Below are 14,502 nucleotides of genomic sequence, written 5' to 3'. Positions count from 1 at the left end.
TGAATGGGCTGGTTGAATTGCCGGCATTATACCTGTTTCAACGGGTACTTTATAGGGACTCCCCGGTGCGGAGAGCGGTAATCATATCCAATAAGCAATAAATCACCGCGTCACTCGTAGCGCAGCGCCTCGATCGGGTCGAGCCGCGCCGCCTGCCGCGCCGGCATCACGCCGAACACGATGCCGACACCGCCGGAAAACAGCAGCGACAACGCCACCGCCCACCAGGGCACCACGGCCGGCGGAAAATCCGGAATCAGGCTCGCGATGACGGCGCCCAGCACGTAACCCAGCACCAGCCCGATCAAGCCGCCCAGCGTCGCCAGGATCACTGCCTCGACGAGGAACTGGGCCATGATGTCGCGGCTGCGCGCGCCGATCGCCTTGCAGATGCCGATCTCGCGCGTGCGCTCCTTCACCGACACCAGCATGATGTTCATGATGCCGATGCCGCCCACCAGCAGTGCGATGCCGACCACGCCGCCCATCACCAGCGTCACCATCGTGCTGATCTTCTCGAAGCTTTGCGCCAGCTGCTCGGCCGACTGTATCTCGAAATCGTCCGGCTGCCCCGGCTTCAGGCGGTGCGCGGCGCGCATCACGCCCGACAGTTGCCGGATGGTTCCGTCCAGGTCCGCGAGTTCGTTGACCGCTACCGTGATCGACAGGTTCGGCTGGCGGTTGTTGCCGAGGATGCTGCGCCCGGTACTGAAAGGAATGATCAGCTGATTGTCCTGCGACATGCCGAACACGGCACCCTGCTTTTCCTGCACGCCGACGATCTTGAACCACTCGCCGCCATAGAAAATGAACTTGCCGAGCGGGTCGGCCGGCAGGTGCAGCTCGGCGATCAGGTCTTCGCCGATGACGGCCACGCGCCGCGCCCGCGCATCGTCCGGCTCGCTGAGGAATCGCCCCAGCCGCGTATAGCGCTGGTTCACGTCCTGGTAGCTGGGCGATGTGGCGAGCACCCGTGCCGTCGTCGTGGTCCCCATGTAGCGCACTTCGGAAAAGCCGGGCGAGAACACCGGGCTCACGTAGCGGATGCCCTCGCCGCGCAGCCGGATCTGTTCCACGTCTTCCAGGCGCAGGTAGTTGATCTTGCCGCGCATCTGGTCCTTCATGTCGTTGTGGGCGCGAATCGTCACGCTGGTACCGCCCAGCCCCGTGAACTGGTCCGACACGCTTTTCGACAATCCCTGGATCAGCGAGATCACGGTGATCACGGACGCCACGCCGATGATGATGCCCAGCGCCGTGAGAAAACTGCGCAAGCGGTGGGCCAGGATCGACGCCAGCGCGGAACGCAGGCTTTCACGCAGCAGTATCATGCCGGCTCCGCCCTGTCGCCAGCGGCGCGGGTGTCGGAGACAACCTGGCCGTCCTGCAGCCGCACCACGCGCTGGCACTGCGCGGCGATATCGGGCTCGTGCGTGACCATCACCACCGTCTGTCCTGCCGCGTGGACTTCGCGGATCAGCGCCAGGATGTCGCGCGTCGTCGCCGAATCCAGGTTGCCGGTCGGCTCGTCGGCCAGCAGCAGCGCCGGCGCGCCGACCAGGGCGCGGGCGATCGCCACGCGCTGCCGCTGGCCGCCGGAAAGCTCGTTGGGGCGGTGGTGCATGCGCGCCTCCAGCCCGACCCGTTGCAGCGCATGCACCGCCATCTCGCGGCGCGCCGCCGGCGCCATCCCGCGGTAGACCAGTGGCTGCGCCACGTTGTCGAGCGCCGTCATGCGCGGCAGCAGGTGAAAGCTCTGGAAGATGAAGCCGATCTCGCGGTTACGCACGCGGGCCAGTTCATCGTCATCCATGCGCGCGACGTCGCTGCCAGTGAGCCTGAACTCGCCGCTGCTGGGGCGGTCCAGGCAGCCGATGATGCTCATCATCGTCGACTTGCCCGAGCCCGACGCGCCGATGAACGCCACCAGTTCGTTGCGCTCGATCGCCAGGTCGACATCGCGCAGCGCATGCACGGTCTGGTCACCCATCCGGTAATGCTTGCACAGCCCCTTCAGCCGGATCACCGGGCTGCCCCCGCCGCTTTCGATGCCGTGGCCGACGACTCCGCGGTGGCGCCCGCGGGCGCCGTCGGCGCGGGCGTGACCGGGTCGCCGTCGTTCAGTTCGCGGAGCACCCGGGCCGGGCCGATGGCTACCATGTCGCCCACGGCCAGCCCCTTCAGCACTTCCTGGTTGGTATCGTCGGACACGCCGACCTGCACCGCTTTCTTCACGGCCCGCCCATTCACGAGCGCGTAGGCGTAATAGCCACCCTGTGCGGTACCGCGGCCGCCCTGGGCATCGTTGAGCAGGGCCTGCAGCGGGATCGCCGGCCGCTTCACGGTGGCGCCGGCCGCAATCTCGACACGCGACGTCATTCCCGAGCGCAGCGCCGGCCGGGTCTCGTCGAGCCGCAGCTTGACCACATAGCTGCGGCCCTGGGCGGCGGCACCCGGCTGGGCCGCGCGGGGCGCCATGGCGATCTGTTCGACCTTGCCGCCGATCGGCTGTTCCGGGTAGGCGGCCGGGAAGACCTTGGCAGGCTGGCCTACCGCGACCTGGGCGATGTCGGCCTCGTCGACATTGACTTCGGCGATGATCGCGCCCATGTCGGCGATCGTCATCAGCGACGAGCCGGCGATCCCGGTCGCGCTGGCCACGGCCGTTTCGCCGACCTTGATCGGCAGCGCGGTCACGGTGCCGTCGATCGGCGCGCGCACCTCGGTCTTGGCCAGGCGTTCGCGGGCCTGCGACAGCAGCGCTTCCGCCTGCCCCAGCGCTTCACGGCTGGCGCGCAGCTCGACCTGCGCCAGCTCGGCCTGGTGCACCGCATCGTCATGCTTCGAGATGTCGATGAACTTCGCCTGGTACAGGCGTTGGGCCCTGTCCAGCGCACGCTTCTGGTTGGCCAGGTTGATCTGCGCACGCTCGATGGCGATCGACGCGCTGCGTCGGTTTGCTTCCTGCTGGGCCACCTCGGCCAGGTACACCGTCGGATCCAGCCGCAACAGCGTCTGCCCCTTCTCCACGCGGTCGCCCTCCTGCACCAGCACGGCGGCGACCTTGCCGATCACTTCGGCGGACAACTGCACTTCCTGGCGGAAGACGAGCTGGCCGGTCGCCAGGATCGTGGCACGGATCTCCAGCGGGGCCACCTTCGCGACGTCGACTTCGCGGCCCTTGGGTTGTACCAGGAACTTGCTGGCCACCGGTACCGCCAGGCAGGCCGCGATGACCGCGGCCACTATCCATTTACGCTGCATGCTGCCTCAGGAGAAAAGAATGATCCATGCCGCCCAAACGCCGTAGATCACGGCAGTCGGCAGTACCGCGGTCACGGCAGCGGCGCGCGCGCTGCAGCCGGTCCACACGCGCAGGCCGACGGCGGCCAGCACCACCGCCCACACCGTGGTGAAATCGAGGCCGGCGGCGAAGCCGGCCCAGGGATTCCCCGGATCGAGGTGCAGCAGCGACGCCAGCGAGGCAAGGTTCAGATCCTCGGCTGCAACCCGGCCTTCCGACAGCGCAACTTGCAGCGCCATCAATGGCACCAGCAACAGTTTCGGCACGCCAAGCCAGCTGACGAAGCAAAACCACTGGCTGAAGCGGATATCGGTATTCAGGGTCTTGCCGGCCAACAGGAAATATCCGGCAAAAAGAGCATAGGCGACCAGCGTGCCGATGACAAGACCGGCAAGTATCGTCAACAGCATCGGCATCGGTGCGATCGTCGCCTCCAGTGCTGCCCGGGCCTGCGGCGTCATGTCCGGCACATTGGCAGTCATCCGCTGGCGCAGCCAGCCGAAATCGGCCGTGGCGACCCACCAGTACATCACCGCGGCATTCAGGCCCAGGAGCGGGAGCAGCGGCAGCCACGGACTGCAGCGCGTCTTCAGCCGAGCGAATACGGCACCGGGTTCGAAGAGGATTCGGCCGAGATCGGCAAGACTGGCACTCATGATTCTCCCTGTCGGTGATCGCCGGCGGCGCCGGGCTTGTCATTGTAGCTCTGCGGCATGACTGTAATTCTCACTGAATATCACCCTTGTCATCACCCTCATCGCATCAGTCATGCCGGTGAGCGGCAGCGCTTGACAAGTATGCCATGAAGATCTTAAAGTGATATCACTTTGAGGTCACTTAACAATAATTGAACGTCCACAGGGAGAACAGCATGGCTGCACAGATCCGGCAAGAAGCCCGCCAGGAATCGCGCTTCACTTCAATCAACGGTTATCTGGCGGCGGCGGGAGGCGTCCTGCTCGTGATCGCCGGCGCGCTGGCGCTGCGCGGTTTGCTGCTGCTGCCGGGCATTCTGATGATCGCCGCCGGCGTGTTCCTCGCCGTCGGGCTGTACATGCTGCAGCCGAACGAAACCGCGATTCTCACCCTGTTCGGCAAGTACGTCGGCACCGACCGCAGCGAGGGATTGCGCTGGGCTTTCCCGCTGTACCGCAAGCGCAAGCTGACGGTACGCGCCCGCAACCTGAACGTCGCCACGCTGAAGGTCAACGACAAGCGCGGCAACCCGATCGAGATCGGTGCCGCGGTGGTCTGGCGCGTTCAGGATACGGCGCAGGCCGTGTTCGAGGTCGACGATTTCGAGCGCTATGTATCGATCCAGGCCGACGCGGCGCTGCGGCACCTGGCCTCGCAGTATGCCTACGACGAAGCGGACGACCTGGTCGCGGGGGAAACCACGCTGCGGGCCGGTGCCAATGAAGTGGCGATGGCGTTGCGCACCGAACTGCAGGCTCGTTTCGAGGCCGCGGGCGTGGAAACGGTCGATGCCAAGCTCACGCACCTGGCCTACGCGCCGGAAATCGCCCAGGTGATGCTGCGCCGGCAGCAGGCCGAGGCCATCATCAGTGCCCGCGCCAAGATCGTGCACGGCGCGGTCACCATGGTGGACTCCGCGCTGAAAGCGCTGGCGGAGCGCGACATCGTCGAACTCGACCCGGAACGCAAGGCGGCCATGGTCAGCAATCTGCTGGTGGTGCTCTGCTCGGACCAGAACGCACAGCCGATCATCAACGCGGGCACCCTGTATAACTGAAGAGCACCATGGCAAGTCCCGGTAAAAAAGCCTATCCGCTGCGGATCGATCCGGCATTATGGGCCGAGCTGCAGCGGCTGGCGGCAAACGACCTGCGCAGCGTGAATGCGGAAATCGAATTCCTGTTGCGCGAGGCGCTGGCGCGCCGGGGCATCAAGATGCAGCCACCCGCGCCTGGCCCGGACGACGAAGCCTGATGGCCGCGGCCGCCGGGTGGCCTGACTGGCCCAGCCCGGCATCTCCAGGCCACGCACTCTTCACTCCGGCTTGCCGAAGCCGCCGCCGCCGGGCGTTTCGATGACGAACACATCCCCCGGCGCCATTGCCGTCTTGCCGATGTGCCCCAGTTCCTCCACCCTGCCGTCGGCGCGCTCCACGGCGTTCCTGCCCAGTGCGCCCGGCGCGCCGCCGTCCATGCCGAACGGCGCGTGAATCCGGTTGTTCGACAGGATCGCCGCGGTCATCGGTTCGAGGAAGCGGATGCGCCGCACGCCGCCGTTCCCGCCGCGCCAGCGCCCGGCCCCACCCGAGCCATGCCGGATCGCATAGCTGTCCAGGCGTACGGGGAAACGGAACTCGAGGATCTCGGGGTCGGTCAACCGCGAGTTCGTCATATTGGTCTGGACCACGTCGGTGCCGTCGAAACCGGGGCCGGCGCCGGAACCGCCGCTGATGGTCTCGTAGTACTGATGGCGGCTGCTGCCGAACGTAAAATTGTTCATCGTGCCCTGCGCGGCCGCCATCACGCCCAGTGCGCCGTACAGCGCATTGGTGATGCAGGTCGAGGTTTCGACATTTCCCGAGACCACCGAGGCCGGAGGCCGGGGGTTGAGCATCGACCCCGGGGGAATGATCACGCGCAGCGGCTTCAGGCAGCCGGCATTGAGGGGGATGTCGTCGTCCACCAGAGTGCGGAACACGTACAGCACTGCCGCCATGCAGACGGCCGACGGCGCGTTGAAGTTGTTGTCCAGTTGCGCGGACGTGCCCGTGAAGTCGATCGTCGCGCTGCGCGCCGCCGCGTCGACCTTGACGGCCACGCTGATCCGCGCGCCATTGTCGAGGTCCACCGCATAAGCCCCATCGCGCAGCGCGCCGATCACGCGCCGCACGGCTTCCTCGGCGTTGTCCTGCACGTGGCCCATGTACGCGCGTACTACGTCCAGGCCGAAGTGGTCCACCATCCGGTGCAGCTCTTCGACGCCTTTCTGGTTGGCGGCGACCTGGGCGCGCAGGTCCGCCAGGTTCTGGTCCGGATTGCGTGCCGGGTAGCGCGCCTCCGACAGCAACGCACGGGTTTCCGCCTCGCGCAGCACGCCGCCGTCGACCAGCTTGAAATTATCGATCAGCACCCCCTCCTCGACGATCGTGCGCGAGTCGGGCGGCATCGAGCCCGGCGTGGTGCCGCCGATGTCGGCATGGTGGCCGCGCGAGCCCACATAGAACAGGATTGCGGCACCGGCGGCATCGAAGACCGGCGTGATCACCGTCACGTCCGGCAGATGGGTGCCGCCGTTATATGGATCGTTCAGCATGTAGACGTCGCCTGGCCGCATCGATCCTGCGTTGGCGTGAATGACGCGCTTGATACTCTCACCCATCGAGCCCAGGTGTACCGGCATGTGCGGCGCGTTGGCGATCAGGTTGCCGTCGCCATCGAAGATCGCGCAGGAAAAGTCGAGGCGCTCCTTGATATTTACCGAATGCGCTGTGTTCTGCAAGCGCAATCCCATCTGTTCGGCGATCGACATGAACAGGTTGTTGAAAATCTCCAGCATGACCGGGTCGGCCGTGGTGCCGATCGCCCTGCGCGCCGGCAACGCTTCGACGCGCGTGAGTACCAGGTGGTCCTGCGGCGTCACCTGCGCCTGCCAGCCCGCCTCGACGACGGTGGTGGCGTTGGCCTCGGCAATGATCGCCGGACCATTCACCACGTCGCCGCTGCGCAGGCCTGCGCGACGGTACAACGCGGTGTCGCGCCATTCGCCCGCGCTGTACATCGGCACCGCACGATCGGGCCGCGCCGCGCCGTCGCGCTGGGGGCGCACGGGCACCGCCTCCTCCGGTGCATCGGACTTGCCGATCGCCTCCACCGACACTGCCTCGACGATCAATGCCCGGCCTGGCATCAGGAACGAGAAGCGCTTCCGGTATGCCTGCGTGAACTGCTCGCGCATGTCCGGTTCGTCGCCGAACGTGACGGCCAGCGCGGAATCGGTGCCTTCGTAACGCAGATGCACCCGGCGCATCGTGACGATGCGGTCCCTGCCGACACCCTGCTTTCGCAGGTCGCCACAGGCGAGGTCCACCAGGGTATCGAGCGCCGCCGCCAGCGCGGGCAGCGTGGCGCCTGCCAGCGGGCGCTCGACGGCCTGCTCGCGCATCGCGACCTGGTCCGCCAGCCCCATGCCGTAGGCGGACAGGACGCCGGCCAGCGAGTGGATGAACACGGTCTTCATGCCCAGCGCGTCGGCCACCAGGCAGGCGTGCTGGCCGCCCGCGCCGCCGAAACTCGTCAGGGCATAGCCGGTCACGTCGTGGCCTCGCTGTACCGAGATCTGCTTGATTGCATTGGCCATGTTGCCGACGGCGATCTCGATGAAGCCGGCGGCCACCTGTTCCGGTGTCGTCGCGGCACCGCCCGCCCGCGCGATGTCGCCAGCCAAGGCCGCAAAGCGCGCGCGTACCGTCTCCGCATCGAGCGGCTGCTTGCCATCGGAGCCGAACACGTGGGGGAACTCATCAGGCTGGATCTTGCCCAGCATGACGTTGCAGTCGGTGACGGCCAGCGGCCCGCCGCGCCGGTAGCTGGCCGGTCCGGGATCGGCTCCGGCGCTGTCCGGTCCCACGCGCAGCCGGCTGCCGTCGAAATGGAGGATCGAACCGCCGCCGGCCGCCACCGTGTGAATGCTCATCATCGGTGCGCGTATCCGCACGCCGGCCACCTGGGTCTCGAACACGCGCTCGAATTCGCCGGCGTAATGCGATACGTCGGTCGACGTGCCGCCCATGTCGAAGCCGATCACCTTGTCGAACCCGGCCAGCCGGCTGGCCCGCACCATGCCGACGATGCCGCCGGCCGGGCCGGACAGGATGCTGTCCTTGCCCTGGAATGCCAGCGCGTCCGTCAATCCGCCATTGGACTGCATGAACTGCAGGTTCACGCCAGGCAGTTCGGCGGCGACCTGGTCGACGTAGCGGCGCAGGATCGGCGACAGGTAGGCATCGACCACGGTGGTGTCGCCGCGGGCCACGAGCTTCATCAGCGGGCTGGCTTCATGTGACAGCGACACCTGGTGATAGCCCAGTTCCCTGGCGATGCGGGCCACTGCCCGTTCGTGGTCCGTGAAGCGGTAGCCGTGCATGAAGACGATTGCCAACGAACGGTAGCCCTGGTCGTATGCGGCCTGCAATCCTGCGCGTGCCGCCGTTGCATCGAGCGGCAGCACGACTTCGCCATGGGCACCCATGCGTTCGTCGATCTCGATCACCTGCCCGTACAGCAGTTCCGGCAGCACGATGTGGCGGTCGAACAGCCGCGGGCGGTTCTGGTAGGCGATGCGCAGCGCATCGCCGAAGCCCCTGGTGATGGCCAGTACGGTCGGCTCGCCCTTGCGTTCGAGCAGCGCATTGGTCGCCACGGTCGTCCCCATCTTGACGGCGCCAACCAGGCCGCGCGGCACCGCCTCGCCGGCGCCGATGCCGAGCAGGTGGCGGATACCGGCCAGCGCCGCGTCACGATAGCGCTCCGGGTTCTCGGAGAGCAGCTTGTGCGTCGCCAGCGTGCCGTCCGGGCGCCGCGCGACGATGTCCGTGAAGGTGCCGCCCCGATCGATCCAGAATTGCCAGTCCATGCCTCGCTCCCGCGGTCAAAAGTGCCAGGTTTGCAAAAAACGCTATTCTATCGGCTTGTATCCATCACGCGAGGCGCGGCCATGAATCCCCTGTACAGCGTTGTCCAGATCCGCGATGTCGAACGCCTGGCAGCCGTCGGGCAGCCGGAAGGCATGCTGATGGAGCGCGCCGGGCGCGCCGCGGCCGGCGTCGCGCTCGACCTGCTGCCGTTCGCCACGCCGCGCGCGCAGGTGCTGGTGCTGGCGGGCCCCGGTAACAATGGCGGCGACGCGTTCGAGGTCGCCGCGCACCTGGCGCGTGCCGGCGCGCACGTTTCGGTGGTCCACATCGCGCCCGCCGGCGCCACCGCGCCAGAGCGGGACCGGGCGTACGAGCGGGCCCGCGCCAGCGCGGCGCGCTTCGTCGACCCGGTGCCGGCGGACATCGCGGCGGGCGGCTGGAATCTGGTGGTGGATGGCCTGTTCGGCATCGGCCTGCGACGTCCGCTCGATGGCATGCCGGCCATGCTGGTGGACGCGGTCAACGCGCTGGCCTGTCCGGTGCTTGCGCTGGACGTGCCGAGCGGACTCGACGCGGATACCGGTTGCATCGTCGGCCCGCAGGGCAACGCCGTGCGCGCCACCCATACCGTCACCTTCATCGGCGACAAGCCGGGCCTGCACACCTGCGATGGCCGCGACCATGCGGGCAACATCATCGTGGCCGACCTGGGCATCGCCCCCGCGCTGCTGCCGCCGGCATCGATGCACCTGAACGATCCGGCATTCTTTGCGCGGCAGGCGCGCACCCGGCGGCACAACAGCCACAAGGGCAGTTACGGCAACGTATTCGTGCTGGGTGGCGCACCAGGCATGGCGGGCGCCCCGGTGCTGGCCGGCCGCACCGCGCTGCATGCCGGCGCGGGCCGCGTCTACCTGTGCTTTGCCGGCACGCCACTGGCGGTGGATGCGGGCCAGCCTGAACTGATGTGCCGCGCCGCGCGCGACGTCGACTTTACGGCGGGCGTCACGGTAGCGGGCCCCGGGCTCGGCGGCGATGACGAGGCCGGGCGGCTGCTGGCAGGCGCAGTGGCATCGCAGCAGCCCTTGCTGCTCGACGCCGATGCGCTGAACCTGCTGGCCGCCGATGCATCGCTGCGTGCCGCGGTCGCGCAGCGCCCGGCGCCCACGCTGGCCACGCCGCATCCGCTGGAAGCGGCACGCCTGCTCGACATCCCGGTCGGCACAGTGCAGGCCGATCGCCCGGCGGCAGCGCGCACGCTGGCGCAGCGGCTCAATGCGTGCGTGGTCCTGAAAGGTTCGGGCACGGTGATCGCCGCGCCGGATGGCCGGCTTGCGATCAACCCGACCGGCAATGCGGGCCTGGCCACGGCCGGCACCGGCGATGTGCTGGCCGGCCTGGCCGGCGCACTGCTGGCACAGGGCTGGCCGGCCTGGGAAGCGGCACTGGCCGCGGTCTGGCTGCACGGCATCGCGGCGGACATGCTGGTGGCCGAAGGCGCCGGCCCGATCGGCCTGACCGCGGGTGAGCTGATCGCGACGATCCGCGTGGCGATGAACCGCCTGGTCGCACAGCAGGCCGCCCCGCCCACGGCGCAACCGGCGCAGTAGCCGGTTACACCAGCCGCCCGGCGGCGATCGTGATGGTGCGGCCGCAGCGTGCCGCCATCGCCGGATCGTGCGTCACCAGCACCAGCGTGGAACCATGTTCGCGATTGAGTTCGAACATCAGCTGGATCACCGCTTCGCCGGTAGCGGCGTCGAGGCTGCCGGTGGGCTCGTCCGCCAGCAGAAGCGGCGGCTGCGTGACAAAGGCACGGGCGAGCGCCACGCGCTGCTGCTCGCCGCCGGACAGGTATTTCGGATAATGCTTCAGCCGGCTGGACAGCCCTACCCGGCCCAGCATCGCCTCCGCCTTGGGTTTCGCTTCGCTGTCGCCCGCCAGTTCCAGCGGCAGCATCACGTTTTCCACGGCTGTCAGGTGCGGCAGCAGCTGGAACGACTGGAAGACAAACCCCAGCTTGGCCTTGCGCAGCGCGGCACGGCCGTCTTCATCCAGCGCGAAGATGTCGGTGCCATCGATCAGCACCTTGCCGTCGCTCGGCGTATCGAGCCCGGCCAGCAGGCCAAGCAGCGTGGACTTGCCCGATCCCGATGCGCCGACGATTGCCAGCGTCTCGGCCTTTTGCACGGTAAAATCCACGCTGTGCAAAATGGTCAGCTCGCCGCTTGCATCGGCCACGCGCTTGGTCAGGCCCGTTACCGCGATGGCGGCGGCGCCGGCGCTGGCGGCAGGTGTGCCGCCGGCATGCAGCGCAGGCGAGTCTGGAATGAAATTGGCTGTCGCGTGAGGAAAATCTGGCATGGTCGAAGGTTTGCTTGGCTTGGTGAAAAGTATCGGTTCGCGTTTCTGCATCTGTCTCTGTGCCACGCTGCTGCTGTGGGGCAGCCCGGCGAGCGCCTATTCTGCCCCAAAAACGCTGCTCGTGGTGGGCGACAGCCTGTCTGCCGAATATGGCCTGGCGCGCGGCACCGGCTGGGTCGCACTGCTCGAGCGCAAGCTGCAGGCGCAGAAACAGGATATCCGCATCGTCAACGCCAGCGTCAGCGGCGAAACCACCAGCGGCGGCCGCACGCGGCTGCCGGCCCTGCTGAAGAAGCACCGGCCCGATTTCGTCGTGCTGGAACTGGGCGCCAACGACGGCCTGCGTGGCTTGCCGGTGCGATCCGCCGACAGCAACCTGCGGGCGATGGTCAAGCAGGCGCGCGATGCCGGCGCACGCGTACTGCTGGTCGGTATCCGCATTCCGCCGAACTATGGCCGCGATTATGCGGAAAAGTTCTATGCGATGTACGACGCCATCAGCCGCGATGAGAAAGTGGCACTGGCACCTTTCATGCTCGACGGCGTGGCCGAGAAGATGGAACTGTTCCAGGCCGACCGCATCCACCCGCTCGCCAGCGCCCACCCGATCATCCTGAACAACATCTGGCCGCACCTGCAGCCCATCTTAAGGACGAAATGAAGTATCCCGAAATCCTCCGCATCGACGACGTGCTGGCCCGGCTCGACGCGTTCGACACGATCATCGATGCCCGCACGCCGGCCGAGTTCGCACTCGACCACCTGCCGAACGCGATCAACTGCCCGGTGCTCGACGACGAGCAGCGCATCGTGGTCGGCACGCTGTACAAGCAGGCCGGCCCGTTCGAGGCTAAGAAGGTAGGCGCGCCGATGGTGGCGGCGAACATCGCGCACCATATCGACACCCTGTGGCACGACAAGCCGCGCGAGTGGACCCCGCTGGTCTACTGCTGGCGCGGCGGCAACCGCAGCGGTTCGATGGCGCACATCCTGGCGAAGATCGGCTGGCCCGTGGTGCAGCTCGAGGGCGGCTACAAGGCGTTCCGCAATCGTATCAATGCGGACCTGGAACAGGCACCGGAACTGGACTTCCGGGTGATCTGCGGCACCACGGGCAGCGGCAAGACGCGGTTGCTGGACACGCTCGAAGCGGTCGGTGCCCAGGTGCTGGACCTGGAACAGCTGGCGGCGCACCGGGGCTCCGTGCTGGGCAACCTGCCCTGCCAGCCGCAGCCGACACAGAAAGCGTTCGAGACCTCGATCTGGGACCGGCTGCGCCGCTTCGATCCGGCACTGCCGGTGTTCGTCGAATCGGAGAGCAAGAAGGTCGGCGCACTGCGTGTTCCAGCGGCCCTGATGGAACGGATGCGTGCCTCGCCATGCATCGCCTTGCAGGTGGCGCGCGAGCACCGCGTGCAACTGCTGATCGAGGACTATCAGCACTTCGCCTGCAACGCACCGGCATTGAACACGCAGCTATCCTACCTGTCCGACCTGCACGGCAAGGAAAGGATCGGCAAATGGCAGCAGATGGCCCTCGACGGCCGCATGCCCGAACTGGTCGACGAACTGCTGGTCGATCATTACGACCCCGCCTATACGCGCTCGATCCATCGCAACTTCACGCAATACGAGCAGGCCCGCGCGATCGACTTGCCGGACATCGCGCCGGCTTCGTTCCTGGCAGCCGCACGCGCACTGCACGAGGACTGATCGCCGTGCGGCCCGCGCTGCGCGTCAGCACTGCCGCCAAGCTGATCCAATCGGCATAGGGGGCAGCTAATGTAAGCTGCGCCCCTGCCACACCACCCGGCATGCGGGTCCGCACCGGGCGGTTCGAGTAGTTGAGGTCAGGACAGGCGTGGTACGCCAAGCCGGTCGAAATAAGCGATCGTGAGGACTGTTTTCAGCAACCGATCAGCGTTTCGCCACCAGCATCGGCTGCTAGCGGCTACCCGCTTCGCAACCGTTTCCGACGCCCCTAGATTGCGCAATTCCCGATACATGGTTTTTCCACGCTTCCAGTGCTTGAGCTGGATCGCTCTCAGCCTGTGGCGCAGCCACTCATCGAGTTTCCGCCAAACCTTCGGCGTTTGAGCCAGCTTGAAGTACCCTTTCCAGCCAAGCATGTAGCGGCGCAGGTTGTCGACGACTTGTGCCATGCTTTTGCCGCCAGAGCGCCACGTCAATTCCCGAATACGCTGCTTGAATGTTGCCAGCGGCTTATCCGCGACCTTGAGTTTGACGCCACTGCGATCAGCCCAGAGGCTGTAACCGAGGAATTTACGACCAAAGGCGCTACCCACCGCACTCTTGCCTTCGTTGACCACGAGGTGCAACTTGTCATAGAGACGGCGCAGCAACGCCATCACCCGCTCGCCAGCATGCTTGCTGCGCACGTAGACGTTCGCATCATCGGCATAGCGCGCAAAGCAATGGCCGCGACGTTCCAGTTCCTTGTCCACTTCATCGAGCAGGACGTTGGCCAGTAGCGGCGACAGCGGCCCGCCTTGCGGCGTCCCCTCGTTCCGCGACTGCACCACGCCATGGTCCATGATGCCGCTGTTCAGATAAGCGCGGACCAGCCAGATTACTCCAGCGTCATTGATGCGTTTCCGTAGGCGGTCGATCAGGATGTCGTGGTTGACCCGGTCGAAGAACTTCGACAGGTCCACGTCCACTACGATCCGTCGTCCCGACTGGACATACGCCCGAGCGGCAAGTACCGCATCCTGCGCACGCCGACCGGGACGAAAACCGTAGCTGTGCTCGCTGAAAGTGGGGTCAAGAATCGGTTGCAGCACCTGGAGCAGTGCTTGCTGGATCAGCCGATCCGTCACCGTCGGGATGCCGAGCTCACGCTCGCCACCGTCGGGCTTCGGGATCGTCACCCTTCGTACCGGGCGGGGCCGGTACGTCCCTGCCAGCAGTTGTTCGCGTATTTCCGGCCAGGCGACGGCCAGATAGCGCGAGGTTTCGTCAATGTCCCGACCATCCACCCCGGCTGCGCCCTTGTTGGCACGCACACGCTTGAACGCCTGCAGCAGATTTTCCCTTCTCAGCGCTGCTTGCAGCAGCGCCGATCCTGCGTTTCCTGACACATGTCGCGGACCACAGGCTTCGTCGCTGGAAGTTGCAGCCAAGGCTTCACCCTGACCTACGGCCTCCCGCCCCGCTGACGCGGGCATCTGACGCATTGCCTGTTGTATCGACATGCCGGAAAAAA

At 66.7% G+C, this 14,502-nt stretch carries 12 protein-coding genes; 5 read left to right on the top strand and 7 right to left on the bottom strand.

The genetic code is table 11. The features are described 5' to 3' along the window. Window positions 1-110 precede the first annotated feature (110 nt). Genes ACY34H_RS15515 through ACY34H_RS15500 form a run of 4 tightly spaced genes read right to left on the bottom strand, consistent with a single transcriptional unit; the run spans window position 111 to window position 3,960 of the window. Window positions 111-1,331, bottom strand: a complete 1,221-nt coding sequence (locus ACY34H_RS15515) for an ABC transporter permease (RefSeq protein WP_464978365.1) — start codon at window positions 1,329-1,331, stop codon at window positions 111-113. After that, window positions 1,328-1,990, bottom strand: coding sequence for an ABC transporter ATP-binding protein (locus tag ACY34H_RS15510; protein ID WP_464978364.1), 663 nt, complete (start codon window positions 1,988-1,990; stop codon window positions 1,328-1,330). Before ACY34H_RS15510 ends, ACY34H_RS15515 begins: the two co-directional genes overlap by 4 nt. 32 nt (window positions 1,991-2,022) lie before the next feature. Beyond that, window positions 2,023-3,264, bottom strand: coding sequence for an efflux RND transporter periplasmic adaptor subunit (locus tag ACY34H_RS15505; protein WP_464978363.1), 1,242 nt, complete (start codon window positions 3,262-3,264; stop codon window positions 2,023-2,025). Between the two features lie 6 nt (window positions 3,265-3,270). Continuing rightward, window positions 3,271-3,960, bottom strand: coding sequence for a YIP1 family protein (locus tag ACY34H_RS15500; RefSeq protein WP_464978362.1), 690 nt, complete (start codon window positions 3,958-3,960; stop codon window positions 3,271-3,273). Window positions 3,961-4,175: 215 nt separating this feature from the next. Between ACY34H_RS15500 and ACY34H_RS15495 the strand changes: the two genes are divergently transcribed. After that, window positions 4,176-5,057 carry an SPFH domain-containing protein gene (locus tag ACY34H_RS15495; RefSeq protein ID WP_464978361.1) on the top strand — a complete coding sequence of 294 codons (882 nt, stop codon included), beginning with the start codon at window positions 4,176-4,178 and terminating at the stop codon, window positions 5,055-5,057. Between the two features lie 8 nt (window positions 5,058-5,065). Further along, the gene (locus ACY34H_RS15490; protein ID WP_464978360.1) at window positions 5,066-5,254 is read left to right on the top strand and encodes a type II toxin-antitoxin system antitoxin; all 189 of its coding nucleotides are present in this window, start codon (window positions 5,066-5,068) and stop codon (window positions 5,252-5,254) included. Between the two features lie 60 nt (window positions 5,255-5,314). Here the strand turns inward: ACY34H_RS15490 and ACY34H_RS15485 are convergent, their stop codons facing one another. Further along, window positions 5,315-8,911 (bottom strand): hydantoinase B/oxoprolinase family protein, encoded by a 3,597-nt coding sequence (locus ACY34H_RS15485; protein ID WP_464978359.1) that lies wholly within the window; start codon window positions 8,909-8,911, stop codon window positions 5,315-5,317. An 81-nt stretch (window positions 8,912-8,992) separates the two neighbouring features. On the opposite strand from ACY34H_RS15485, the gene ACY34H_RS15480 reads away from it, so the two are divergent. Then, window positions 8,993-10,522: an NAD(P)H-hydrate dehydratase gene (locus tag ACY34H_RS15480; RefSeq protein WP_464978358.1), complete on the top strand. Its 1,530-nt coding sequence runs from the start codon at window positions 8,993-8,995 to the stop codon at window positions 10,520-10,522. A gap of 4 nt (window positions 10,523-10,526) precedes the next feature. Here the strand turns inward: ACY34H_RS15480 and ACY34H_RS15475 are convergent, their stop codons facing one another. Then, window positions 10,527-11,243, bottom strand: coding sequence for an ABC transporter ATP-binding protein (locus ACY34H_RS15475; RefSeq protein ID WP_464978593.1), 717 nt, complete (start codon window positions 11,241-11,243; stop codon window positions 10,527-10,529). Between the two features lie 31 nt (window positions 11,244-11,274). Between ACY34H_RS15475 and ACY34H_RS15470 the strand changes: the two genes are divergently transcribed. Both ACY34H_RS15470 and mnmH read left to right on the top strand, forming a co-directional pair. After that, window positions 11,275-11,937, top strand: a complete 663-nt coding sequence (locus ACY34H_RS15470; RefSeq protein ID WP_464978357.1) for an arylesterase — start codon at window positions 11,275-11,277, stop codon at window positions 11,935-11,937. Next, entirely contained in the window at window positions 11,934-12,989 is a 1,056-nt protein-coding gene (gene mnmH / locus ACY34H_RS15465) for a tRNA 2-selenouridine(34) synthase MnmH (protein WP_464978356.1), read from the top strand. Before ACY34H_RS15470 ends, mnmH begins: the two co-directional genes overlap by 4 nt. Before the next feature lie 137 nt (window positions 12,990-13,126). On the opposite strand, the gene ltrA is transcribed toward mnmH, so the two are convergent. Continuing rightward, the gene (gene ltrA, locus ACY34H_RS15460) at window positions 13,127-14,491 is read right to left on the bottom strand and encodes a group II intron reverse transcriptase/maturase (protein ID WP_464977593.1); all 1,365 of its coding nucleotides are present in this window, start codon (window positions 14,489-14,491) and stop codon (window positions 13,127-13,129) included. Window positions 14,492-14,502: the final 11 nt, after the last annotated feature.

Source organism: Pseudoduganella sp. jia 9 (assembly GCF_055502615.1).
Note: the sequence above shows the minus strand (reverse complement) of the source record. Positions and strands in the feature narration are given on the sequence as shown.

What these genes read in the sequence shown, in the direction of transcription:
- ACY34H_RS15515 (WP_464978365.1), bottom strand. Translation starts at nt 1,331, where the DNA reads ATGATACTGCTGCGTGAAAGCCTGCGTTCCGCGCTGGCGTCGATCCTG.
- ACY34H_RS15510 (WP_464978364.1), bottom strand. Translation starts at nt 1,990, where the DNA reads ATGGGTGACCAGACCGTGCATGCGCTGCGCGATGTCGACCTGGCGATC.
- ACY34H_RS15505 (WP_464978363.1), bottom strand. Translation starts at nt 3,264, where the DNA reads ATGCAGCGTAAATGGATAGTGGCCGCGGTCATCGCGGCCTGCCTGGCG.
- ACY34H_RS15500 (WP_464978362.1), bottom strand. Translation starts at nt 3,960, where the DNA reads ATGAGTGCCAGTCTTGCCGATCTCGGCCGAATCCTCTTCGAACCCGGT.
- ACY34H_RS15495 (WP_464978361.1), top strand. Translation starts at nt 4,176, where the DNA reads ATGGCTGCACAGATCCGGCAAGAAGCCCGCCAGGAATCGCGCTTCACT.
- ACY34H_RS15490 (WP_464978360.1), top strand. Translation starts at nt 5,066, where the DNA reads ATGGCAAGTCCCGGTAAAAAAGCCTATCCGCTGCGGATCGATCCGGCA.
- ACY34H_RS15485 (WP_464978359.1), bottom strand. Translation starts at nt 8,911, where the DNA reads ATGGACTGGCAATTCTGGATCGATCGGGGCGGCACCTTCACGGACATC.
- ACY34H_RS15480 (WP_464978358.1), top strand. Translation starts at nt 8,993, where the DNA reads ATGAATCCCCTGTACAGCGTTGTCCAGATCCGCGATGTCGAACGCCTG.
- ACY34H_RS15470 (WP_464978357.1), top strand. Translation starts at nt 11,275, where the DNA reads ATGGTCGAAGGTTTGCTTGGCTTGGTGAAAAGTATCGGTTCGCGTTTC.
- mnmH (WP_464978356.1), top strand. Translation starts at nt 11,934, where the DNA reads ATGAAGTATCCCGAAATCCTCCGCATCGACGACGTGCTGGCCCGGCTC.
- ltrA (WP_464977593.1), bottom strand. Translation starts at nt 14,491, where the DNA reads ATGTCGATACAACAGGCAATGCGTCAGATGCCCGCGTCAGCGGGGCGG.